The 20,165-nt window shown below is 60.7% G+C and carries 21 protein-coding genes; 8 read left to right on the top strand and 13 right to left on the bottom strand.

The features are described from left to right. Positions 1–74 precede the first annotated feature (74 nt). Positions 75–1,739, bottom strand: coding sequence for a DUF6138 family protein (locus HWE17_RS18930; protein WP_176389792.1), 1,665 nt, complete (start codon positions 1,737–1,739; stop codon positions 75–77). A gap of 431 nt (positions 1,740–2,170) precedes the next feature. Between HWE17_RS18930 and HWE17_RS18925 the strand changes: the two genes are divergently transcribed. Beyond that, entirely contained in the window at positions 2,171–2,863 is a 693-nt protein-coding gene (locus HWE17_RS18925) for a DUF3334 family protein (protein WP_034784631.1), read from the top strand. Between the two features lie 70 nt (positions 2,864–2,933). On the opposite strand, the gene HWE17_RS18920 is transcribed toward HWE17_RS18925, so the two are convergent. Genes HWE17_RS18920 through HWE17_RS18910 form a run of 3 tightly spaced genes read right to left on the bottom strand, consistent with a single transcriptional unit; the run spans position 2,934 to position 4,655 of the window. Beyond that, entirely contained in the window at positions 2,934–3,380 is a 447-nt protein-coding gene (locus tag HWE17_RS18920) for a GNAT family N-acetyltransferase (protein ID WP_176389791.1), read from the bottom strand. Between the two features lie 48 nt (positions 3,381–3,428). Beyond that, a complete protein-coding gene (locus HWE17_RS18915) occupies positions 3,429–4,100 on the bottom strand; it encodes a hypothetical protein (RefSeq protein WP_176389790.1) in 672 nt (223 codons plus the stop codon). A 12-nt stretch (positions 4,101–4,112) separates the two neighbouring features. Next, a complete protein-coding gene (locus HWE17_RS18910) occupies positions 4,113–4,655 on the bottom strand; it encodes a DUF2939 domain-containing protein (protein ID WP_176389789.1) in 543 nt (180 codons plus the stop codon). 210 nt (positions 4,656–4,865) lie between these two features. On the opposite strand from HWE17_RS18910, the gene HWE17_RS18905 reads away from it, so the two are divergent. The 4 genes from HWE17_RS18905 to HWE17_RS18890 all read left to right on the top strand — a co-directional run bounded on the left by HWE17_RS18905 (position 4,866) and on the right by HWE17_RS18890 (position 9,453). Next, on the top strand, positions 4,866–6,464 hold the full coding sequence (locus HWE17_RS18905; RefSeq protein WP_034756044.1) for an ABC-F family ATPase: 1,599 nt from the start codon (positions 4,866–4,868) through the stop codon (positions 6,462–6,464). A 228-nt stretch (positions 6,465–6,692) separates the two neighbouring features. Continuing rightward, positions 6,693–7,826 carry a quinolinate synthase NadA gene (gene nadA, locus HWE17_RS18900; protein ID WP_035819150.1) on the top strand — a complete coding sequence of 378 codons (1,134 nt, stop codon included), beginning with the start codon at positions 6,693–6,695 and terminating at the stop codon, positions 7,824–7,826. After that, the gene (gene nadC, locus HWE17_RS18895; protein ID WP_176389788.1) at positions 7,823–8,689 is read left to right on the top strand and encodes a carboxylating nicotinate-nucleotide diphosphorylase; all 867 of its coding nucleotides are present in this window, start codon (positions 7,823–7,825) and stop codon (positions 8,687–8,689) included. The genes nadA and nadC overlap by 4 nt, the downstream gene beginning before the upstream one ends. Beyond that, positions 8,689–9,453, top strand: coding sequence for an ABC transporter substrate-binding protein (locus tag HWE17_RS18890; protein ID WP_176389787.1), 765 nt, complete (start codon positions 8,689–8,691; stop codon positions 9,451–9,453). Before nadC ends, HWE17_RS18890 begins: the two co-directional genes overlap by 1 nt. Before the next feature lie 45 nt (positions 9,454–9,498). Here the strand turns inward: HWE17_RS18890 and HWE17_RS18885 are convergent, their stop codons facing one another. After that, positions 9,499–10,392: a neutral zinc metallopeptidase gene (locus HWE17_RS18885; RefSeq protein WP_176389786.1), complete on the bottom strand. Its 894-nt coding sequence runs from the start codon at positions 10,390–10,392 to the stop codon at positions 9,499–9,501. Positions 10,393–10,557: 165 nt separating this feature from the next. Here HWE17_RS18885 and HWE17_RS28735 point away from each other — a divergent pair, with 165 nt between their 5' ends. Next, a complete protein-coding gene (locus tag HWE17_RS28735; RefSeq protein ID WP_255206307.1) occupies positions 10,558–11,451 on the top strand; it encodes a GNAT family N-acetyltransferase in 894 nt (297 codons plus the stop codon). Between the two features lie 9 nt (positions 11,452–11,460). Here HWE17_RS28735 and HWE17_RS18870 read toward each other — a convergent pair whose 3' ends face one another. Further along, on the bottom strand, positions 11,461–12,159 hold the full coding sequence (locus HWE17_RS18870) for a hydrolase (RefSeq protein WP_176389785.1): 699 nt from the start codon (positions 12,157–12,159) through the stop codon (positions 11,461–11,463). Positions 12,160–12,266: 107 nt separating this feature from the next. Here HWE17_RS18870 and HWE17_RS18865 point away from each other — a divergent pair, with 107 nt between their 5' ends. After that, positions 12,267–12,941: a TetR/AcrR family transcriptional regulator gene (locus HWE17_RS18865; RefSeq protein ID WP_176389784.1), complete on the top strand. Its 675-nt coding sequence runs from the start codon at positions 12,267–12,269 to the stop codon at positions 12,939–12,941. On the opposite strand, the gene HWE17_RS18860 is transcribed toward HWE17_RS18865, so the two are convergent. The 7 genes from HWE17_RS18860 to HWE17_RS18830 all read right to left on the bottom strand — a co-directional run bounded on the left by HWE17_RS18860 (position 12,904) and on the right by HWE17_RS18830 (position 18,253). Further along, positions 12,904–13,584 carry a DNA alkylation repair protein gene (locus tag HWE17_RS18860; protein WP_176389783.1) on the bottom strand — a complete coding sequence of 227 codons (681 nt, stop codon included), beginning with the start codon at positions 13,582–13,584 and terminating at the stop codon, positions 12,904–12,906. The two genes, HWE17_RS18865 and HWE17_RS18860, sit on opposite strands and share 38 nt — an antisense overlap. Positions 13,585–13,650: 66 nt before the next feature. After that, a complete protein-coding gene (locus tag HWE17_RS18855) occupies positions 13,651–14,427 on the bottom strand; it encodes a peptidylprolyl isomerase (protein WP_034756072.1) in 777 nt (258 codons plus the stop codon). Between the two features lie 111 nt (positions 14,428–14,538). Next, the gene (locus HWE17_RS18850) at positions 14,539–15,318 is read right to left on the bottom strand and encodes a peptidyl-prolyl cis-trans isomerase (protein WP_131686481.1); all 780 of its coding nucleotides are present in this window, start codon (positions 15,316–15,318) and stop codon (positions 14,539–14,541) included. An 84-nt stretch (positions 15,319–15,402) separates the two neighbouring features. After that, complete coding sequence (locus HWE17_RS18845) at positions 15,403–15,690, bottom strand: BolA family transcriptional regulator (RefSeq protein ID WP_035819127.1); 288 nt, start codon at positions 15,688–15,690, stop codon at positions 15,403–15,405. Next, entirely contained in the window at positions 15,687–16,316 is a 630-nt protein-coding gene (locus tag HWE17_RS18840; RefSeq protein ID WP_099402052.1) for a septation protein A, read from the bottom strand. Before HWE17_RS18840 ends, HWE17_RS18845 begins: the two co-directional genes overlap by 4 nt. A gap of 83 nt (positions 16,317–16,399) precedes the next feature. Further along, positions 16,400–16,801, bottom strand: a complete 402-nt coding sequence (msrB, locus tag HWE17_RS18835) for a peptide-methionine (R)-S-oxide reductase MsrB (protein WP_035819122.1) — start codon at positions 16,799–16,801, stop codon at positions 16,400–16,402. 9 nt (positions 16,802–16,810) lie between these two features. After that, positions 16,811–18,253 carry a YdiU family protein gene (locus HWE17_RS18830; RefSeq protein ID WP_255206310.1) on the bottom strand — a complete coding sequence of 481 codons (1,443 nt, stop codon included), beginning with the start codon at positions 18,251–18,253 and terminating at the stop codon, positions 16,811–16,813. Between the two features lie 260 nt (positions 18,254–18,513). On the opposite strand from HWE17_RS18830, the gene HWE17_RS18825 reads away from it, so the two are divergent. Next, on the top strand, positions 18,514–20,165 hold a 1,652-nt coding region (locus HWE17_RS18825; protein WP_099402051.1), incomplete at its 3' end, for a 3-(methylthio)propionyl-CoA ligase.

Raw genomic sequence — 20,165 nt, 5'->3', positions numbered from 1 at the left:
CCAAAAGATGCTTTAAAGAAATTTTAGCGCCCGCATTATAAATGGTGAAAGTCATAACGTTGCACACATTTGGCCTACGCCTTGCTGGCCGCTTCAAGCAAGGCCAGCAGCAGCTCCTTGCGCCGGCCTTGCGCCTTGCGCGCCAGCGTCGCCAGTTTTTCCAGCTTGCCCCAGACTGGATACAGCATGTGTTCCACCTGATAGCCTTCCAGCCCTTGCAGTTGCTGGAAGAATAGTTCCAGTTTCTCGACATCTTCCAGTTCCGCCTGGATTTTCACTTTGGCGTTATCCGTGCACGCGCGCAGGCAGGCCGCCAGCACGGGGACGGAGTCTGGCGTGACGCCATGCTTTTCAGCAAAGGCCGCCGTGAACTGGTCTTGCACACACTGGTGTTCCTCGTCGACGTTCGCCATGTAGTGCTGCACCAGCGGGAAATAGCGAGCGTCGAGCAGGCCCAGCCCAAACGTGGCGTAACTGCCTGGCATGCAGTTCTTTTCGCCTTCCGTGTCGGCATAAAATTCGAATTGCTCGATGGCGGCGCGCGCATACGCTTCCAGCTGCGGCTGCAGGGCGGGCCAGGCGAGGGCGTTGGCAAAGAAGCGGTGCGTGTCGGATTTCGCCAGTCCCTTGAGCGGCAGATATGCCTTGACCTTCGATTTGAGCTTGATCTGGTAGCTTTTCGGAAAGCCGTTGTTCAGCAAATGCGTGACGAACGCCAACGCCTGCGCATACGCGTCTTCCTCTTCCTGGACGATGCTGATGTTGATCGTGGCAAACACATCGTTGGCGCGGCATTCCAGCTGGGCATTTTTCAGGTGGATGGCGTCGGGCGCGAAAGTGCCGCTGCCTTCCTTGAGCATGCGCACGGCCCGTTCGCTACCCAGTTCGCGCGCGATTTCCAGGAATTTCAGGCCCGTCGATTTGGCGTAGCTCGGTTCGTGGCGCAAGATCATCACGGCGCCATACAGCAGCAGGTCGATCGGCGCCAGCGCCTGCGCGTCTGGCGCCGCGCCCGCTTTCAAGCTGTATTCGGCGCTGCGGTAGCTCGATTTCTGCACGTCATAGAACTGCGGCAGGAACTGCTTTTCCGCCCAGGCCGTCACGGCCTGGATGATGTCGCTGCGATGCTCTGCCAGCGCTTGCGGGCGCGACTTGTTCAGTTGCTCGATGCGCTCGAATAGGGCGATCGTCCAGGCGATATCGGGCTGTGGAAACAGCAGGGGATCGAGCAGGTGGCGCGCGAGGAAGAAGGTTTCCAGTTTTTTCGTCGGCCGGTTGCCGTGCTCGAGTTTTTGCGTGACGTAAGTATGTATGCGTTCGAGCAGGGTTTGGCGCTTGCCTTCGTTGACGTATTCCAGCAAGGTCAGGTGCAGCTTGCCCTGCGCCGTCTGGAATTTGCCGCGAAAGCTGAAGCGGTAGTCGATCATCGGTGTGTCGGCCAGCGCCTCCAGCTTCGCTTGCACCATGGCAACCAGTTGGGGGGCGATGCTGTCGCGCACGACGGCTTCATCGAGGCGCGCCGGCGTGCGGGGACGCACGTCGTCGTCGAAGCCCAGGTCGATCTCGTCGGCGGTGGTGCGTCCTGGTTTGTAGTCGAGCAAGAAATCATTAAAGATGCCCATCTGCAGGGTGGTCCGATTCACGGCGCTTTCCAGATCGGTGCGCTTCAGGCGCTCGGCAAACCACGCCTCCACGGCCGCCATCATTTCCGCCGTTGCCTGTTCTTGCAGTGTACTCATCCTCTCATGCCTTTCGCTGGTTGTTGTCCTGGCGGCGCCGTTGCGTCCCGCGGGGGCAGTATACGTGATGCTGCCTTTTCGCCATGGTTTCAAGCGTGCCAGGCTGATTCTTTCTGCATGCTTATCTTCCGCATAATGTTGCCTTGCGATGTATTGGTATTTCCGCACAGATCGTCAAGTAAATGCAGGTATGGCTGGACGGAAATGTTACATCTGGGTATTCTGCGCATGATACTTATTTCTATACAGTTATTTCTATACAGAAAAAGGTAAGAGGGCGGTTCGTACCGGCGGCAACGCGGCGCGCCCCGCCACGCAAGGTCAGGCATGCAAAGGTGAAGTCGTCCGCCTGCTGAGTGAAACTGTCAGTTTCGGCTCGCGGCGGGCAGGGAACAGTGCTGTCATCTTAAAAATAGTAGGAGAGGTTGCTCATGGATGCAGAAAAGGATGTTGTGTACGGTACAGAAGATTTGTTGATGAGTTTGTGCAACTCGGTGGTTCGGGTGCTCAACGTTGCAACGCAAAGTAAAGTCAATTATTCAGGCATGGTGCAGCGCATTACGAAGACCGGCCTGAAGCCGGACATCGGCTGTTTCGTCATGTTCGATGGCGGTTTCACAGGCCTGGTGGTGCTCAATTTTGCCGCCGATACGGCAATGGAAATCTACGAGCGCTACATGTTGCACATGGGCATGCCGAAGTCGGAACTGGCCAGCTTCTACACGTCGGACGAAGTGTCGAACATCATGGGCGAGCTGATGAACCAGATCGTGGGCGACTTCACGGGCAAGGTGCGGCGCGAACTGCAAACGAACATCACCCAGAGCCAGCCGAAGATGCTGGTGCTGAACAAGCAGGTGATGCTTAGCGTCGACACGCCGCTGGACCGCCCGGAAATGCGCCGCGTCACGTTCTATACGGAAAAGAACAATATTTTCTATCTGGAACTGGCGATCGACCGTACCGAGTTCATCAAGCTGCACGATTTCGATTCGCGCGAAGTCGACGCCGACTCGCTGATGGATGGCGAATTCGCGAACCGCGAACGGGACGCCGCTCCGGCGCCTGCAGCGGAACCGGAAGACGACGACAACGCCGACCTGCTCAAGTCGCTGGGCATGTAAGCAGCGGTTGTTGACCGTGCTTGATAGTGGCTGGTGGCAGGTTTGCCGTCAGCCATTGTCGTTTATATGCCTACAAGGCCTTGCTCATGAATACCCGGCTCGTGCCTTCCGGGCTGCAGGCGATGTCGCCGAAGCGGCGCCAGCCGCGCCGTTCGTAAAATTCGGGCGCCTGGAAACTGATGGTGTACAGTACCGCCGAAGCGCAGCCGCGCCGGCGTCCTTCCTCTTCGAATTGCGCCAGTATCTGGCTGCCCAGGCCCAGCCCGCGCAAGGCGGCGGGCAAATAAAACAGATCGAGAAACAGCAGGCCCAGCGAGGTTCGGCCCATGGCGCCGCCCAGCACCCGCTGGCTGTCGCGGTCGCGCACGACCACGCTCAATACCTGCCTGTCGCTATAGCCGGTGATGGCATCGTTGTAGGCGTTCAAGCCATCGAGGATGGTTTGCTCGACCTCCGCGTCGATCGTGGCGCTGACGCAGATGGTGTAGGGCAAGGCGTTGTGCGGGTGTGCAGGCATGGCGGACAGGAGAATAGTCGATAACTGTATAAATATACAGTATATTGACTAATTTTGCCCGGCTTGTTGCGGCAACGTTAATGTTTCCATCCGGCGCATGCCGACCATGCCGCTTTGCTGGCTGTCATCGAGCGACCAGTACTCAAGCGCATACGCATAGCTGCCATCGATGATGGTCAGCGATTCCTTCTGGCGTCCGTTGGGCGCCTTGTAATACAGGCGCCGCGCGGGCCTGCCATCCACAGTCTGCTTGAACGATTGCACCGACATGCTGGCGCGCTTGCCAGTTTTGCCCGCCATCGACATGGCCGTGATCGTCACATAGGCCCGGTCCGGGCAGCGGGCCAGCAGGTGCGCGCCGCTCAGGACGGTGGGCTGCGCTTGTTCCAGCGGGAAACCGAACGGCTGCACGCCGACGATATCCATACAGCCCATTTGCTGCGCCAGAGTGCTCAGCACGGCCGGATCGAGCGCGCTGGTATAGTGTTTTTCAGCGGCCTGCGCCTGGCCCAATGCCAGACGGCGCTCCAGTTCGGCCAGCGAAATGTCGCTGGGCACGGGCAGCGGGGCGGGAGCGTCGGGATCGGCGGCCGTGGAAGTTTCCGTCTGCATGCGCGCGGCAACAGAGTGGCTGCTCCCGGCTGTGCCATCGAGGGCGTGGGCGAGTGATGTGGCGCTGGCAATGACCATGGCCAGCGATAAAGCTGGGTGTTTCAGCATGAAATTTCCCGCTTAACGTGCGGCCATCGCCGACGCAATCTCGATTGAACTGAGTTTCCAGCCCCACACGCCATGGCGCAGCAGGACCAGTGCGCCGTCCTGCGCATTACCGTCTTTCGCACGCACGACAAAGGTGTTCACGCCAGCATAGCCTGCCGAATACTCGGCCTTTTTCTGCGCGCCATCGGCGGGTGCATTCGCCGTCTCACTTGCTTGCGGGCCGACGGCGCTCTTGTTGACCAGCGCGACGACGCCTGCCGGCGAGACCATGGTATCGACCATCTTGCCCAGCATGGCGCTGGCAACCCGCTGGCCCAGGGCGGCGAGCGGGTTGCCGCTGCCGGCGGTCGCTTCGATGCTGCGCGCCATGCTGGCCTCCAGCTGCGTCTTGACGCTGGCGCGCAAGGCGGGGAAGTCCACGTGTGCGGCCAGGGCTTCTGCGTTGCGTTCGGCCAGCGCGGTCTTGATCTGGTGCAAGGCGTAGTAGGGCGAGGCATAGGCGGTGGCGGCGACGGCAACGGCGGCCACGGCGGCGGCGATGGTGATTTTTTTCAAGTGAGGCCTGTAAGGTGGAGGGGAGAAAACGGATGCCGCGCAGCGTATCTGCTAAATGGGAATACGGCAATCGTATTTTCTTGCCATTATTTCTTTGCATTGATTTCCAACGTCCTGGCTGGCCCCCTATAGAGGGAAGAGGGTGGGTGCTGTATAATGGGTGCAAAGTACCTAACTAGCTGTTTTAACTGAATAAAGACCCAATATCACATGCTATCTACAGCAAATATTACGATGCAGTTTGGCGCAAAGCCATTGTTTGAGAATATCTCCGTCAAGTTCGGCGACGGCAACCGCTATGGTTTGATCGGCGCGAACGGCTGCGGCAAGTCGACGTTCATGAAGATCCTGGGCGGCGATCTGGATCCGTCGGGCGGCAACGTCATGCTCGATACCAACGAGCGCCTGGGCAAGCTGCGCCAGGACCAGTTTGCCTTTGAAGACATGCGCGTCCTCGACGTCGTCATGATGGGCCACACGGAAATGTGGGCCGCCATCCAGCAACGCGACGCGATCTACGCGAACCCGGAAGCGACGGACGACGACTACATGCAGGCCGCCGAGCTGGAAGGCAAGGTCTCCGAATACGACGGCTACACGGCCGAATCGCGCGCCGGCGAACTGCTGCTGGGCGCCGGTGTCGCCATCGACCTGCATCAAGGCCCGATGAGCAATGTCTCGCCAGGCTGGAAGCTGCGCGTGCTGCTGGCGCAGGCGCTGTTCTCGAACCCGGACATCCTGCTGCTCGACGAGCCGACGAATAACCTCGATATCAACACGATTCGCTGGCTGGAAGACGTGCTCAACGAGCGCAACTCCACCATGATCATCATTTCCCATGATCGCCACTTCCTGAACCAGGTCTGCACCCACGTGGCCGACATGGACTACGGCACCCTGAAGATTTACCCAGGCAATTACGACGAATACATGTTCGCTTCGACCCAGGCGCGCAACCAGCAGCTGGCCAACAACGCGAAAGCGAAAGACAAGGTTGCCGAGCTGCAGGAATTCGTGCGCCGCTTCGCCGCGAACAAGTCGAAGGCCCGCCAGGCCACGTCGCGCGCCAAGCAGATCGAAAAGATCAAGGTCGACGACATCAAGCCATCGTCGCGCGCCTATCCCTTCGTGCGTTTCGACGGCGAAAAGAAATTGCACCGCCTGGCCGTGGAAGTGGAGAACATCTCGAAAGGTTTCGACCGGCAGCTGTTCAAGAACTTCAGCATCATGGTCGAGGCGGGCGAACGCATCGCCATCATCGGCGCCAACGGCGCCGGCAAGACCACCATGCTGCGCTGCATCGCGGGCGACATCGCCGGCTTGCAGCCTGACCAGGGCCGCGTGAAGTGGGCGGAAAACGCCAACGTGGGCTACATGCCGCAAGATCCGACGGAAGATTTCGCCAAAGACACGAACCTGACCGACTGGATCGGCCAGTGGACGAAAGAGGGCGACGACGACCAGGCCGTGCGCTCCATCCTGGGCCGCTTGCTGTTCGGCGGCGACGATGTCAAGAAGGCCGTCAAGGTACTGTCCGGTGGTGAAAAAGGCCGCATGATGTACGGCAAGCTGATGCTGGGCCGCCACAACGTGCTGATGCTCGATGAACCGACCAACCACATGGACATGGAATCGATCGAGTCCCTGAACATCGCGCTGGAAAAATACGCTGGCACCCTGATCTTCGTGTCGCATGACCGCGAATTCGTCTCCTCGCTGGCGAACCGCATCATCGAGATCAAGGAAGATGAAGTGGTCGATTACCGTGGCAACTACGAAGACTATTTGAAGAGCCAGGGTATTGATTAATTTGTAGTGTAACGTTGCGTCGGATTACGCGCTGTGCGCTAATCCGACCTACGTCAGGGTGAGTTGGTCGCGTAGGTCGGATTAGCGGGGCCGCCGAGGTGGAGCGTAATCCGACAATTCCGGCCAGCTGCCACCCAGCACCACACCGACGCGCCGCGGTCCTTTCGTTCCGGCGCACCTGCTTTATTGCAATCGTGCCGGTCTATCCCGTTTTTGTTTGACACAGCCATGCAAACTTTAGCCATCAAATCCGTCGAGTACGAACATCCACAAGACGGAGCCAGCTGCACTGCCCACGCCTGGGCACGCACGCCAGCGACGCCTTCCCCGGCTGAAAAAGCCGAATTGATCACGCGCATCAAGCGCCTGCTGATCGAGCGCGAAGCCGTGCTCGTTGCCCACTACTACGTTGATGCTGACCTGCAAGACCTGGCCGAAGCCACGGGCGGCTGCGTCTCCGATTCCCTGGAAATGGCCCGCTTCGGGCGCGACCATCCGGCCAAGACCCTGGTCGTGGCCGGCGTGCGCTTCATGGGCGAAACGGCAAAGATCCTCAGTCCCGAGAAAACCGTGCTGATGCCCGACCTCGACGCGACCTGCTCGCTCGACCTCGGCTGCCCGGCCGATGAATTCACGGCCTTCTGCGACGCCCATCCGGACCGCACGGTCGTCGTCTACGCCAACACCAGCGCGGCCGTCAAAGCGCGCGCGGACTGGATGGTGACCTCGTCCATCGGACTCGATATCGTTGCCCACCTGCATGCGCAGGGCAAGAAAATCCTGTGGGCGCCCGACAAGCACCTGGGCGGGTATATTCAAAAGCAGACGGGCGCCGACATGCTGCTGTGGCAGGGCTCCTGCCTCGTGCATGACGAATTCAAGGGCATCGAACTCGATTTGCTCAAGGAAGAGTATCCGCAAGCCAAGGTGCTCGTGCATCCGGAGTCGCCCGCGAACGTGGTGGCGCTGGCCGATATGGTCGGTTCCACGTCGCAAATGATTGCGGCGGCGCAAACCATGGACACGGACACCTTCATTGTCGCCACCGACAACGGCATCCTGCACAAGATGCGCGCGGCCGCACCGGGCAAACGCTTCATCGAAGCGCCCACGGCCGGCAACAGCGCCACCTGCAAAAGCTGCGCACATTGCCCGTGGATGGCCATGAACGGCTTGCTGAACCTGGCGCAAACGCTGGAAAACATGCACAACGAAATCCACGTCGATCCCGCCGTCGGCCAGTTGGCCGTGCGCTCGATCAATCGCATGCTCGACTTCGCCGCCGCCAAGAAGGCAGGCCTCAAGCCGGGCGCGGACCTGGCAAAAGAAACCACATTGTTCCAAGGAATCGGTCCAGCATGAGTACCCTCGTTAATTCTTTCGCTCCTTTTGATGCGGCCCTGGCGCGCGCGTTCGAAGGCAATTTGCTGGTCGCCTTGCTGGAAGACGTGGGTCAATGCGACCTGACGGGCGAGCTGGTACCGCCCGACCATATCGTCACGGCACGTGTCATCGTGCGCGAAGCGGCCGTGCTGTGCGGCGCGCCGTGGTTCGAAGGCATCATGAAAAGCCTGGACCGCAGCATCGACATTGCCTGGCATTACGCCGAAGGCGACCTGATGACGGCCGACAGCGTCGTCTGCACGATTCAAGCGCCGGCGCGCGCCTTGCTCACGGCCGAGCGCAGCGCCCTCAATTTCCTGCAACTGCTGTCGGCCGTGGCCACGGCCACGCGCCAGTATGTCGATGTGGTCGCCGGCACCAAGGCGTCCATTTTAGATACGCGCAAGACCTTGCCTGGCCTGCGCCTGGCGCAAAAGTATGCGGTGCGCGTCGGCGGCGGCAAGAATCAGCGCTTGGCCCTGTATGACGGCATTTTGATCAAGGAAAACCATATCGCGGCCGCGGGCGGCGTCAGCCAGGCCCTGGAAAACGCGCGCAACCTCGACGCGGGCGTGCCCGTGCAGATCGAGGTGGAAACCCTGGCGCAATTGCAGGAAGCGCTCGATGCGGGCGCCGTCTCCGTCCTGCTCGACAACTTCAGCAACGACATGATGCGCGAGGCCGTGGCCATCACCAAAGGCCGCGCCTTGCTGGAAGCGTCCGGCGGCATCAACGTCGACACCGTGCGCGCCATCGCCGAAACAGGCGTGGACCGCATCTCGATCGGCAGCCTGACCAAGGATGTGCGGGCTACCGATTACTCCTTGCGCATCGTCGGCTGATGAAAAAAGCAGGGCGGCGCCTGCTGGCCCTGGCGCTGCTGTGGCCCGTGCTGCTTGTGCCATCGCAGGCGCCAGCCCGGGAACTGCTGGCCGTGGGCGCGCAGTTCGAGCGCGTGTTCGAGTATCAAAACAGCGGTGAATATGGCGGACTGGGCGCGGAACTGCTGCGCCTGATGGCGGCACGCACGGGCAACACCGTGCGTTTTCGCATGGTGCCGTGGGCGCGCGCGCAAGCCATGCTGGTGCAAGGCCAGGCCGATATCCTGATCGGCCCCTACAAGACGCCCGAGCGCATCGCCAGCATGGCGTTTTCCGACAAGCCGTTTTACCAGGACCAGATGGTGTTTTATACGCGCCAGGACGCCAGCTTTGGCTGGGATGGCGACTACGCGGTGCTGAAGAACCGCCGGGTGGTACTGCTCAATGGCTGGGCCTATGGCGCGGACTGGGAGCGCGTGCGGCCCGGCTTGCAGGCCAGCGTGGCCAACAACGTGGAAAACGGCTTGAAGATGCTGGTGCACAACCACGTCGACGTGTTCGTCAGCAACCGCCGCAATACTGATCCCTTGATTGCCCGTCTGGGCTACGGCCGCCAGGTGAAACCCCTGCCCAAAGTCATCGAGATACAAAACGGCTATTTCGCCTTCCCCCGTTCGCCCACTTTCGACAAGCTGCGCCTGCAGTTCGACCAGGAACTGAACAGCCTGATCGAGACGGGCGAGCTGAAACGACTGGGCAAGCGCTACGACGTCGGCGTGCCTTGATGGCGGTGCATGCCGGCCCGCGCGGGGCGGCATGCGTGGATTCATTTACAACTGGCGCGCCTCGAACGTATTGCACTGGGCAATCTGGCCGCTTTCGATGCCCTTGGTAAACCAGCGCACGCGCTGTTCCGAGGTGCCGTGCGTAAACGAGTCGGGTACGACGTGGCCTTGCGCCTGGCGCTGCAGCGCATCGTCGCCGATGGCCGTGGCCGCTTTCAGGGCCGCTTCCACATCGCCTTGCTCGAGGATCTTGCGGTCGGCGTTCGCGTGATACGCCCACACGCCGGCAAAGCAGTCGGCCTGCAATTCCAGGCGCACGGACATGGCGTTAGCCTGGCGCTCCGAGGCCGTGCGGCGTGCATTGTCGACCTTCTCGGACAAGCCCATCAGGTTCTGCACGTGGTGGCCCACTTCATGCGCGATCACGTAGGCTTCGGCAAACTCGCCCGAGACCTTGAAGCGCTGCTGCATCAAGTTGAAGAAATCGAGGTCCAGATAGACTTTCTGGTCGCCGGGGCAGTAGAACGGCCCGCTGGCGCTCTGGCCCGTGCCGCAGGCGGTCGGAATGCTGCCCGAGAACAATACCAGCTTGGGCTTCACATAGTTGCCGCCTTCGGCCTTGAACAGGGCGCCCCACGTGTCTTCCGTATCGGCCAGCACGGTTTTCACGAAGCGGGCCATGTCGTCCGATTCGGGCGGCTGACGCGCCGGCGCCTGGCTTTGCTGGGTGCTGATCTGGCCGCCACCGCCGCTGAGCAGGTTCAGCAAGGTCAGGGGATTGACGCCCAGCACATACGAGCCGACGAGGGCGATGACGATGGTGCCGATGCCGATCGAGCGCCCGCCAAAACCAAAGCCGCCGCCACCGCCGCTCCCACCACCGTCTTCGCCACGGCGATCTTCCACATTGTCGCTTTCGCGATTGCCTTCCCATTTCATGATATTTACTCCTGCTGCGATTTGCGATTGATTGGTGACGCCGCAAGATGTCTCTTGCGGTGAATCTTATAACGAATCTTACAATTATCGCAGCAAACTGCGCCGCGACAGGAGCGACAGTGTTACGCTTTGCAACTTTCCAACCACATCACAACAGGTGCACGCATGGCGCTTGCCAACGATACACTTATTTCGCCAACGGCGGTGGTCCAGGCCCAACTGGACGCCTACAACGCACACGACGTACCAGCCTTGCTGGCCATCTACGCCGATGACGCACAGCAATTCCAGCATCCCGATACCTTGCTGGCGCAAGGCAGCGCGCAGATTGGCCCCCGTTTCACGGCACGTTTCGCCGCCAGCCGGCCGCGGGCGCAGTTGCTCAACCGCATAGCCTGCGGCAAGCTGGTGATCGACCATGAAATCGTCCACGGCGACACGGACGATGGCGTGTCGGCCCAGGAACTGGTGGCGACGTATGAAGTGGAGCAGGGCCGCATCCGCCGTGCCTGGTTCAGCTTTGGCGCTCTGAGCAGCTTGCGCGTGGCGCTGCCGGCCGACGTACCCGCCATGAATGCGCTGATCGCCCGTTCCGGCGTGGAACTGAGCGCGGGATTTTATACGCAGGAACAGGCCGAGTCCGTCACGCGCCACGTGTTCGGCGTCGATACGCAGCTCGTTGCCGACCGGACGTATTTCGTCATCGAACGCGATGGCGCCATGCTGGCCTGCGGCGGCTGGAGCCAGCGCGCCACCCTGTATGGGGCCGACCGCGCCAAGAGCGGGCCGGACCCGCTGCTCGATCCGGCCAGCCAGCCGGGCCGCATCCGCGCCTTCTTTGTGGAGCCTGCGGCCGCGCGCCAGGGACTGGGCAGCATGCTGATGCGCCATTGCGAACGGCAGGCCCTGGCCGCCGGTTTTACCGCCCTGGAACTGGCCGCCACCTTGCCCGGCGTGCCGCTGTACCTGGCCAGCGGCTTTGTCGTGACGGAAGAGTTTCATCTGGACTTGCCTGATGACATCAAACTGCCGCTGGCGCGCATGCACAAGCAGTTGTAAAACCATGTTTTACCAGGGCAGCGGCGCCTTTTCCCCGTTGGCGTGCTCGCCGTAGTACAGCGACGGCAGGAAGCGCGACAGATAGGTAAATTCGCTGTAGCAATGGCGCAGCAAATTGAGGCCCAGCACGTCGGGCACGTCGCGCACGGGATTCAGGCTATTGCGGCCCAGCAAGAAGCGGCTGCGCAGCACGCAGCCCGTGGGCGTGTCGCGCGTCAGGTGCAGCATTTCGCCATCGAGCGGATCGCCCTGCGGGTCCAGCTGTACATGTTCGCCAAAGCCGATGCGCGCGCAAATGGCGGCCGACAGGGCGCCGCTGTCCTGGGCCTGTTGCAGTCGCGCCGGATCAAATACTTCCTTCGGGTCATGGAACTTCAGCTTGGCTTTCACGGGCGGAATGTCGCCCAGGGATTCCACCGCCTCGATCGAGGCGCCGTAGTAACGCTCTCCCTTTTTCCACGCGCTGTTCCAGCCGTGATGGGCCACGTGATCGTGCGGGTGCCACCATTTGATGTGCTGCGTCGTCTCGAAAAACGTAAACCACCAGTCCAGCATGCGTCCGCTGCAGCCGTGCAGCTCCGTGCGCGCCGCCACCAGCAGGCAGCCGTCGGGCAGGCGCGTGATGCCCGTTTCCAGGTGCAGGGGAAACGGGTCGAGCAAGTCGCCCGTGTTGGTGATGCTCCATGGGAATTCAATATGCTGCGTCATGTCCTTCTCCTTTGTTGGGGTGAGCCAATTATATATTAAAGAAACGTAAAACGTTTCCAAAATATGTTTCAGTGTAAAATTGCTTATCGATCAAGCTGGGAGATGGCATGCAGGAAGAAGAGAGCAAGGCTGTGCGCGGACGGGGCCGTCCGGCGCGGCCGCCCGGGGAAGCGCGCGAGGCGGCCTTGCAGGCGGCCACCTGGCTGCTGCTGCAGGAAGGCTATGCGGCCACGACGATGGAAGCGGTGGCGCGCCACGCGGGCATGGCCAAGAAGTCGCTGTATCAGTACGCGGCCAACCGCGAGGAACTGGTCGCTCTGGTGGTGCGCGGCTGGACGGACGCCTTTTTGCCGGCCATGGCGCACGATGCGACCGCGCCCGCTGAGGTCTTGCCGTTATTGAAGGAGGTCTTGCAGACGATGGCGGCGCGCGTGCTGACGGCGGACGCCGTGGGCCTGTTCCGCCTGCTGTGCACGGAGTTTCCCGCGCGCGCCGATTTACTTGCCGTGTATCAGCGCAACGGCATCGAGCGGGGCACGGCCATGCTGGCCGAGTGGCTGCAGCGCCAGGCCACGCGGGGCCACGTGATGCTCGGCGATGCGTCGGAGCTGGCCGGTTTGCTGCTGGCCATGGTGATTGCCGAGCCCCTGCGGCAGATGGCGCTGGGTTTGCTGGCTCCCGTGCCGGCCTGGGATGCCGGCCCCCGCATCGACGCCGCGCTGCGTCTGCTGGGAGGATCGGCGTTCAAGGTGGCTGGTGCTTCAGTGCTTCGCGGTAGCTGAGCGGCGACAGTTGCTGGCGGTGCGTGTTGGCAAACGTCGTCACGGCCTCAGGCGCGTGGCGCGTATAATCGCGCAAGGCCCAGCCGATGGCCTTGCGGATGAAAAACTCGTCTTCGTGGGCCAGGGCCAATGCCGCGTCGAATAGCCAGGCCACATCCGTGTCGGCGCGCCAGCCCAGCTGGTGCAGCATGGCGATGCGGCGCAGCCAGAAGTCTTGGTGGTGCAGCGCGTCATCCATGTGCGCATGGCCGTCGCCGCCGCGCTGGTGCGCCGCCTGCAGCACCTCGCCGACGATGCCGGCCATGCCGTCCACGCTGTCCCACCATGCGCGCTGGCGCGCCAGGCCGAGCAGGGCGGGGATGTGTTCAACGTCCAGCTGGCGCCGGTGCAGGGCCAGCATGTCGAGCGCCACGTGCTGGTATTCGCGCTGCGGCTGCTGCCACAGCCGTTGCGCGTGTTCCAGCAAGGTCGCGGCATCGATGCCCTTCAAGCTTGCCAGCAAGCCCTTGGCGGCCATCCGCCGCTGCGGCGCGGCCACGCCCAGGAAAACGAACTGGTCGCGCATATAGGCTTGCATGGGCGCCGCGCGGCCCGGTTCGGCAACCGCTTCCAGCGCGATTTTTAATTCTGCATGTAGATCCATCCCAGCTCGCTTTCTCCAGGCGTAAAAAAAGCGCCCCAGGGAGCGCTTTTTCATGCCGATCCAATATTACTGAATCTTGGCTTTTTTCATCAGTTCGTCGCGGTAGGCGGCGAGTTTCTTCTGTTGCAGCGACTCGGCCACTTGGCCCTTGACTTCTTCCAGTGCCGGCAGCTTCGTCGGACGGGTTTCTTCCAGCTTGATCACGTGGAAGCCGAATTGCGATTGCACTGGCGTTTGCGTGACCTGGCCTGGTTTCAGGGCGACCATGGCGTCGGAGAATGGCTTGACGTACGAAGCTGGGCTAGCCCAGTCCAGGTCGCCGCCATTGGCTGCGGAACCGTCTTTCGATACTTTTGCCAGTTCTTCGAACTTGGCGCCGCCTTTCAGCTTGGCGATGATGTCTTTCGCTTCCGCTTCGGTGGCCACCAGGATGTGGCGTGCATGGTATTCCTTGTCGCCGGCCTGTGCCTTGAACTTGTCGTACTCGGCCTTGATTTCAGCGTCCTTGACGGGATTTTTCTTGACGTAGTCGGCCAGCAGGGCGTTGATGATGATGCTTTGACGGGCATTGTCGATCTGCGACTTGACTTCCGGACGCGTGCCGTAGCCTTGCTTGTCGGCTTCCTGGATCAGCACTTCGCGGCCGATCAGGTCTTTCTTGATGGCTTCGCGCAATTGCGGCGAATCCGCTTGTTTGCCTTGGGCGACGACTTGCTTGACGACCTGGTCGACGCGCGACGAAGGGATGGCCTTGCCATTCACGGTGGCCACGTTTTGCGCGAACGCAGGGATCGCTACAACGGCGACCAGGGCTAAGATCAGGCGGGCTGGCTTCAAAATCATGTTCATTCCTAATAAATATACTAAAAATCGATACGCGCGACTGCCGTGCAGTGCGCATTCAGGCGCAGAATACACGACCGGCGCCGAAAAGGGCGCCGGGGAGGTCAGTTCTTACTGAACTTTCGCTTTTTTGATCATTTCTTCCTGATACGCTTGCAGTTTCTTTTGCTGCAGCGCTTCGGCGATCTGTGGCTTGACTTCTTCCAGGGTCGGCAGTTTTGCCGCGCGGGTGTCGTCCAGCTTGATCACGTGGAAACCGTTAGGCGTTTGCACCGGGGTGTCGGTGACCTGGCCTTTTTGCAGTTTCACGAAGGCGTCCGAGAACACTTTCGGGAACGACGATGGGGCTGCCCAGTCCAGGTCGCCGCCATTGTCGGCCGAACCGGCATCTTTCGATTGCTTGGCCAGGTCTTCGAACTTGGCGCCGCCTTTCAGCTTGGCGATGATGTCTTTCGCTTCCGCTTCGGTGGCCACCAGGATGTGGCGCACGTGGTATTCCTTGTCGCCGGTCTGGGCCACGAACTTGTCGTATTCCGCCTTGATTTCAGCGTCGTTGACGGGGTTCTTTTTCAGGTAGTCGCCGACCAGGGCGTTGATGACGATGGCCTGGCGTGCGTTCTCGATTTGCTGCTTGACGGCTGCATCTTTACCGAAACCTTTGTTTTCCGCTTCTTGCATCAGCACTTCACGGCCGATCAAGTCCTTCTTGATCATTTCGCGCAGTTGCGGCGAATCCGGTTGCTGGCCTTGGGCGACGACTTGTTTGACGACTGCATCAACGCGCGACGATGGGATAGGCTTGCCATTAACAACGGCAACATTTTGCGCAAAAACAGGTACCGCGACAACGGCGAGTAGTGCGATCAGCAAGCGGGCTGGCTTAAAAGTCATTATTAAATCCTGTTAGGGAAAGTTTCGTAAAAAACGCATGGAAAGAAATTGATAACATGGCTCGGGTACGCCAAAACGCCATCCTTACACTACTTCGGACGGCGCCAGGGCCACAATCGCCAATGCATGTATCTCATTATGCATCATATCGTGCACGGAATCATACACCAGTCGATGGCGCATGACGAGCCTGAGCCCCTCAAATTGACTAGAAATAATGCGTAGATTGTAATGGCCTCCGCCCGAGGCGGCGCCAGCATGGCCCCGGTGGCGCGCCGAGTCGTCTTCCAGCACGCATTCCAGAGGAGAAAGTGCCGTTTCCAGGCGGGTACGAATGCGCTCCATGCGCGTTGTCGTGTCGTTCGTCATCATGCGTCTTCCTTGATATGTTTGGCCAGGAACAGGGTTTGCGCCACGATGAAGGCAAAGAAAATGCCCGTCGCGCCAAACGCCTTGAAGCTAACCCAGGCAGCCATGTCGCCCTGGTACAGCACGAAGGCGACGAACAGGTTCAGTGCGCCCAAAAGGCCGAAGAAAATGATCCAGGCGGCCAGCAGCTGCTTCCATACGGCATCGGGCAATTGCACTTGCGCTTCCATGGTCTTGCGGATCAGGTTTTTCTTGAAGCCAACATGCGCGATCAGCAGGGCCAGGCCGGACAGCCAGTAAATCAGGGTCGGCTTCCATTTCAGGAAGAAATCGTCATGCAGGTAAATGCTGGCGCCGCCGAACACGACAAAGATGAACAGCGACAGCCACAGCATGCCGTCCACCTTGCGTCCGCGCAGCAGCAGATAGCTGACCTGGCAGGCGGTGGCGATGATGCCGACGAGGGTGGCGAGTATCCACGGCGCCTGGTCGGCCTTGATCAGGCCGCCTGACACGAAGCCGGACAAATATTGCTGCACGAAATCGTGCGTGGCCGCTTCATACATGCCGCCCAGCTTGAAGGCGGCGAAGAAGGCGATCAGGGGGAATAGGTCGAATAGAAATTTCATGGCGAGACTTTACACTGGTCTTATTAGAATCATCTTAGGAATGGCTTAGGAGCAACCGAATCGCTCCCAAGCATTCCTGTGTCTCACGGCTGCGGGTCGAAGCGCAAGGAGGCCGAATTGATGCAATAGCGCAAGCCGGTCGGCGGCGGGCCGTCCGGGAAGACGTGGCCCAGGTGGGCGTCGCAGACGGCGCAGATAATTTCCGTGCGCAGCATGCCATGGCTGCGGTCGGTGATTTCCGTCACATTGGCAGGGTCGAGGGCCTGGAAATAGCTGGGCCAGCCGCAGCCGGAATCGAACTTCGTATCCGAGGCGAACAGGGGCGTGTTGCAGCAGACGCAGGTATAGACGCCGTGTTCATGGTGGTCCCAGAACTTGCCCGTGAAGGCCCGTTCCGTAGCGGCGTGGCGCGTGACTTCGTATTGCATCGAGTCGAGCATGGCGCGCCATTCGGCGTCGGTTTTCTTGACTTTATTCGTGGTCATAATGACTCCTCAGGATGAGCAACTGACTTCAAGGTGGCTGGCCCAGTCGGGCGGCAGGGCCGCATAGTGCTGGTGTTCGGGCTGTTCGTCAAATGGCTTTTGCAATATTTCCAGCAGTTTCGCCACTTCCGTGTAATCGTGCTGCTGGGCTTTTTCGATGGCCACTTGCGCCAGGTAGTTGCGCAACACGTATTTCGGGTTGACCAGGTTCATCGCCTCTTGCCGTTCGGCATCGACGCTGTGCTCCTGCCGCAGACGCGCGCGGTATTGCGCCGCCCATGTATCGAAGGCGGGGCGGTCGATGAACATGTCGCGCAGCACCGTGTCGTGCTCGGGAGTATCTACTTGCAGTGTCGACAGGGCGCGGAAGAAGTTGGTGAAATCCACGTGATTGGCTTGCATCAGCGCAAACATGCTGTCGAACAGGGCCGTATCGTCGTCGTGTTGCGTGCGCAAGCCCAGCTTGGCGCGCAGCAAGGCATTCATCTTGTCTGCAAAAGCGGGCTGGTAGCTGTCCAGCGCCGCCTGCGCCAATTCCACTTCGCCGATCAAGGGCAGCAGTGCCTGGCCCAGCGCATAGCAGTTCCAGTGGCCCACCTGCGGCTGGTTGGCGTAGGAATAGCGGCCTTGCTGGTCCGTATGGTTGCAAATGTGTTCGGCATCAAACGCTTCCATGAAGCCGAAGGGACCGTAATCGAGCGTCAGGCCCAGGATCGACATATTGTCCGTATTCATGACGCCATGCATGAAGCCCACGGCTTGCCAGTGCGCAATCATGTGCGCCGTGCGCACGCACACTTCGGCCAGCAAGGCTTGATATGGATTTGATGCAGCGCGCAAGTGGGGATAAAAACTGTCGATGACGTAATCGGCGAGGATTTTCAGCTCGTCCGGCTGCTTGCGGTAAAACCAGTGTTCGAACGAGCCGAAGCGAACAAAACTAGGCGCCATGCGCGTCACGACGGCGGCCGTCTCGACGGTTTCGCGCATGATGCCTTGCTGCGAACCCATGATGGACAGCGCGCGCGACGTGGGTATGCCCAGCGCCGCCATGGCTTCCGAGCACAGGAATTCGCGGATGGACGAGCGCAGCACGGCGCGGCCGTCGCCCATGCGCGAATACGGCGTGGCGCCGGCGCCTTTCAGCTGCAGCTCCATGGGGCCGTGCTCGGTGGCGATATCGCCCAGCAGGATGGCGCGGCCATCGCCCAGCTGGCCGGCCCAGACGCCGAACTGGTGGCCCGAATACACGGCTGACAATGGTTGCGAGCGCTCGGCAACCGCATTGCCGCTCAGCAGCGCCACGTAGTCCGGCTCGGCCAGGCGCGCCGCATCGAGGCCGATGAGGGCTGCGGCGGGTGCGCTGGCGGCCACGAAATACGGGGCGGGCAGGGGCGTGGGCATCAAGCGCGTATAGAACGCGGGCGGCAAGGCCGCAAAGGCGTTATCCAGTGGTAAGGTATGAGCGGTGATGGCAATTCCAGTCAGTAAGATGGACCGGCAAGGTGCGCCAGCCTGGAGTACGATTTTACCGCACGGCGCCAAGGCGCGTGGCGGGCACTCTTGCAGCTGTTTGCATAGCAAGAAACGGAATCAAGAATTCCATGTTGCATCGCAATATCGAAATGCGTTGACGATTTCCGCACGACCGTACGAAAGTAAGGAAAGTCTTTAAATTCCAACAACAAGCAAGTATCCACCCAGGAGAGACGATGTCGGCATTCCCCTTGAGTCCAGTGATGGGCCAGATGATGAATCAGCCCCTGCTGATTTCCAGCATTATCGAGTTTGCAGCGCGTCATTACGGGGGCAGCGAAATCATTTCGCGGCGGGTGGAAGGCGATATGCACCGCTACACCTACCGTGATTGCCACCAGCGCGCGCGGCGCCTGGCGAACGCCTTGCACGGCCTCGGTGTCGGCATGGGCGACCGCGTCGCCACCCTGGCCTGGAATGGTTACCGCCACCTGGAAGCATACTATGCCGTGTCCGGCTCGGGCGCCGTCTTGCACACGATCAATCCGCGCCTGTTTCCCGACCAGATCGCCTATATCTCGAATCACGCGGAAGACCAGGTCTTGCTGTTTGACCTGACCTTCCTGCCCGTGGTGGAAAAGATCGCCGCCGACTGCACCTTTGTCCGTCATTTCGTGCTGATGTGCGACCGTGACCGGATGCCCGCCAGCAGCACGATTCCCGACCTGCTGTGCTATGAAGACTTGATCGCCACGCATTCCGACGATTACGCCTGGCCCTTGTTCGACGAGAATGCGGCCGCTACCCTGTGCTACACGTCGGGCACGACGGGCAACCCCAAGGGCGCCCTGTATTCGCACCGCTCGACCGTGCTGCACGCGTATGCCTCGGCCATGCCCAGTGCGCTGAACGTGCGCGCCTCCGACACGGTCTTGCCCGTCGTGCCCATGTTCCACGTGAATGCCTGGGGCTTGCCGTATTCCGTGCCCTTGTCCGGCGCGCGCATGGTGTTTCCCGGCGCGGCGCTCGATGGCAAGTCGCTCTACGAACTGTTCGAGGCGGAAAAAGTGACGTTCTCGGCCGGCGTACCCACCGTCTGGCTGGGGCTGCTGAACCATGCCTTGCAGAATAACTTGAAATTTTCCACTTTCCGCCGCACGGTGATCGGCGGCGCGGCGTGCCCGCCAGCCATGATGGACACCCTGATCGACAAGTTCGACGTGGAAGTCATCCACGCCTGGGGCATGACGGAAATGTCGCCGCTGGGCACGGCGGGCGGCTTGCAGACCAAGCACCTGGACTTGCCGAAGGACGAACAGCGCAAGATCCTGCAAAAGCAGGGCCATGCGATCTACGGCGTGGACATGAAGATCGTCGACGACGACGGCAAGGAATTGCCGTGGGACGGCATCAGTTATGGCCATTTGCTGGTGAAAGGGCCGTGGATCATTTCCTCGTATTACAAGAACGAGGGCGGCGAGGTGTTGCAGGATGGCTGGTTCCCCACGGGCGACGTGGCCACCATCGACACGGACGGCTATATGCAGATCACGGACCGCAGCAAGGACGTGATCAAGTCCGGCGGCGAGTGGATCGGCACCATCGACCTGGAAAACCTGGCCATGGCGCACCCGGCCGTGCTGCAGGCGGCCTGCATCGGCGTATTCCACCCGAAATGGGACGAGCGCCCCGTGCTCGTCGTGGTGCTGCGTCCCGGCATGACGGTCACGCGCGAAGCGCTGTTGCAATTTTTCGAGGGCAAGATCGCCAAGTGGTGGACACCCGACGACGTGCTCTTTATCGACGCCTTGCCCATGGGCGCCACGGGCAAGATCCAGAAGAACAAGCTGCGCGAGCAGTTCAAGGGGCACCAGCTGCCGGGGATGTG

Origin of the sequence: Janthinobacterium sp. BJB401 (assembly GCF_013372745.1) — a bacterium.
In the GTDB taxonomy this organism is placed as follows: Bacteria; Pseudomonadota; Gammaproteobacteria; order Burkholderiales; family Burkholderiaceae_D; genus Janthinobacterium; species Janthinobacterium rivuli.
This window is presented reverse-complemented; position numbering and strand designations above follow the sequence as displayed.

Bases quoted from the DNA above. Each gene is read 5' to 3' on its own strand.
- HWE17_RS18930 (WP_176389792.1), bottom strand. From the start codon at position 1,739: ATGAGTACACTGCAAGAACAGGCAACGGCGGAAATGATGGCGGCCGTG.
- HWE17_RS18925 (WP_034784631.1), top strand. From the start codon at position 2,171: ATGGATGCAGAAAAGGATGTTGTGTACGGTACAGAAGATTTGTTGATG.
- HWE17_RS18920 (WP_176389791.1), bottom strand. From the start codon at position 3,380: ATGCCTGCACACCCGCACAACGCCTTGCCCTACACCATCTGCGTCAGC.
- HWE17_RS18915 (WP_176389790.1), bottom strand. From the start codon at position 4,100: ATGCTGAAACACCCAGCTTTATCGCTGGCCATGGTCATTGCCAGCGCC.
- HWE17_RS18905 (WP_034756044.1), top strand. From the start codon at position 4,866: ATGCTATCTACAGCAAATATTACGATGCAGTTTGGCGCAAAGCCATTG.
- nadA (WP_035819150.1), top strand. From the start codon at position 6,693: ATGCAAACTTTAGCCATCAAATCCGTCGAGTACGAACATCCACAAGAC.
- nadC (WP_176389788.1), top strand. From the start codon at position 7,823: ATGAGTACCCTCGTTAATTCTTTCGCTCCTTTTGATGCGGCCCTGGCG.
- HWE17_RS18890 (WP_176389787.1), top strand. From the start codon at position 8,689: ATGAAAAAAGCAGGGCGGCGCCTGCTGGCCCTGGCGCTGCTGTGGCCC.
- HWE17_RS18885 (WP_176389786.1), bottom strand. From the start codon at position 10,392: ATGAAATGGGAAGGCAATCGCGAAAGCGACAATGTGGAAGATCGCCGT.
- HWE17_RS28735 (WP_255206307.1), top strand. From the start codon at position 10,558: ATGGCGCTTGCCAACGATACACTTATTTCGCCAACGGCGGTGGTCCAG.
- HWE17_RS18870 (WP_176389785.1), bottom strand. From the start codon at position 12,159: ATGACGCAGCATATTGAATTCCCATGGAGCATCACCAACACGGGCGAC.
- HWE17_RS18865 (WP_176389784.1), top strand. From the start codon at position 12,267: ATGCAGGAAGAAGAGAGCAAGGCTGTGCGCGGACGGGGCCGTCCGGCG.
- HWE17_RS18860 (WP_176389783.1), bottom strand. From the start codon at position 13,584: ATGGATCTACATGCAGAATTAAAAATCGCGCTGGAAGCGGTTGCCGAA.
- HWE17_RS18855 (WP_034756072.1), bottom strand. From the start codon at position 14,427: ATGATTTTGAAGCCAGCCCGCCTGATCTTAGCCCTGGTCGCCGTTGTA.
- HWE17_RS18850 (WP_131686481.1), bottom strand. From the start codon at position 15,318: ATGACTTTTAAGCCAGCCCGCTTGCTGATCGCACTACTCGCCGTTGTC.
- HWE17_RS18845 (WP_035819127.1), bottom strand. From the start codon at position 15,690: ATGATGACGAACGACACGACAACGCGCATGGAGCGCATTCGTACCCGC.
- HWE17_RS18840 (WP_099402052.1), bottom strand. From the start codon at position 16,316: ATGAAATTTCTATTCGACCTATTCCCCCTGATCGCCTTCTTCGCCGCC.
- msrB (WP_035819122.1), bottom strand. From the start codon at position 16,801: ATGACCACGAATAAAGTCAAGAAAACCGACGCCGAATGGCGCGCCATG.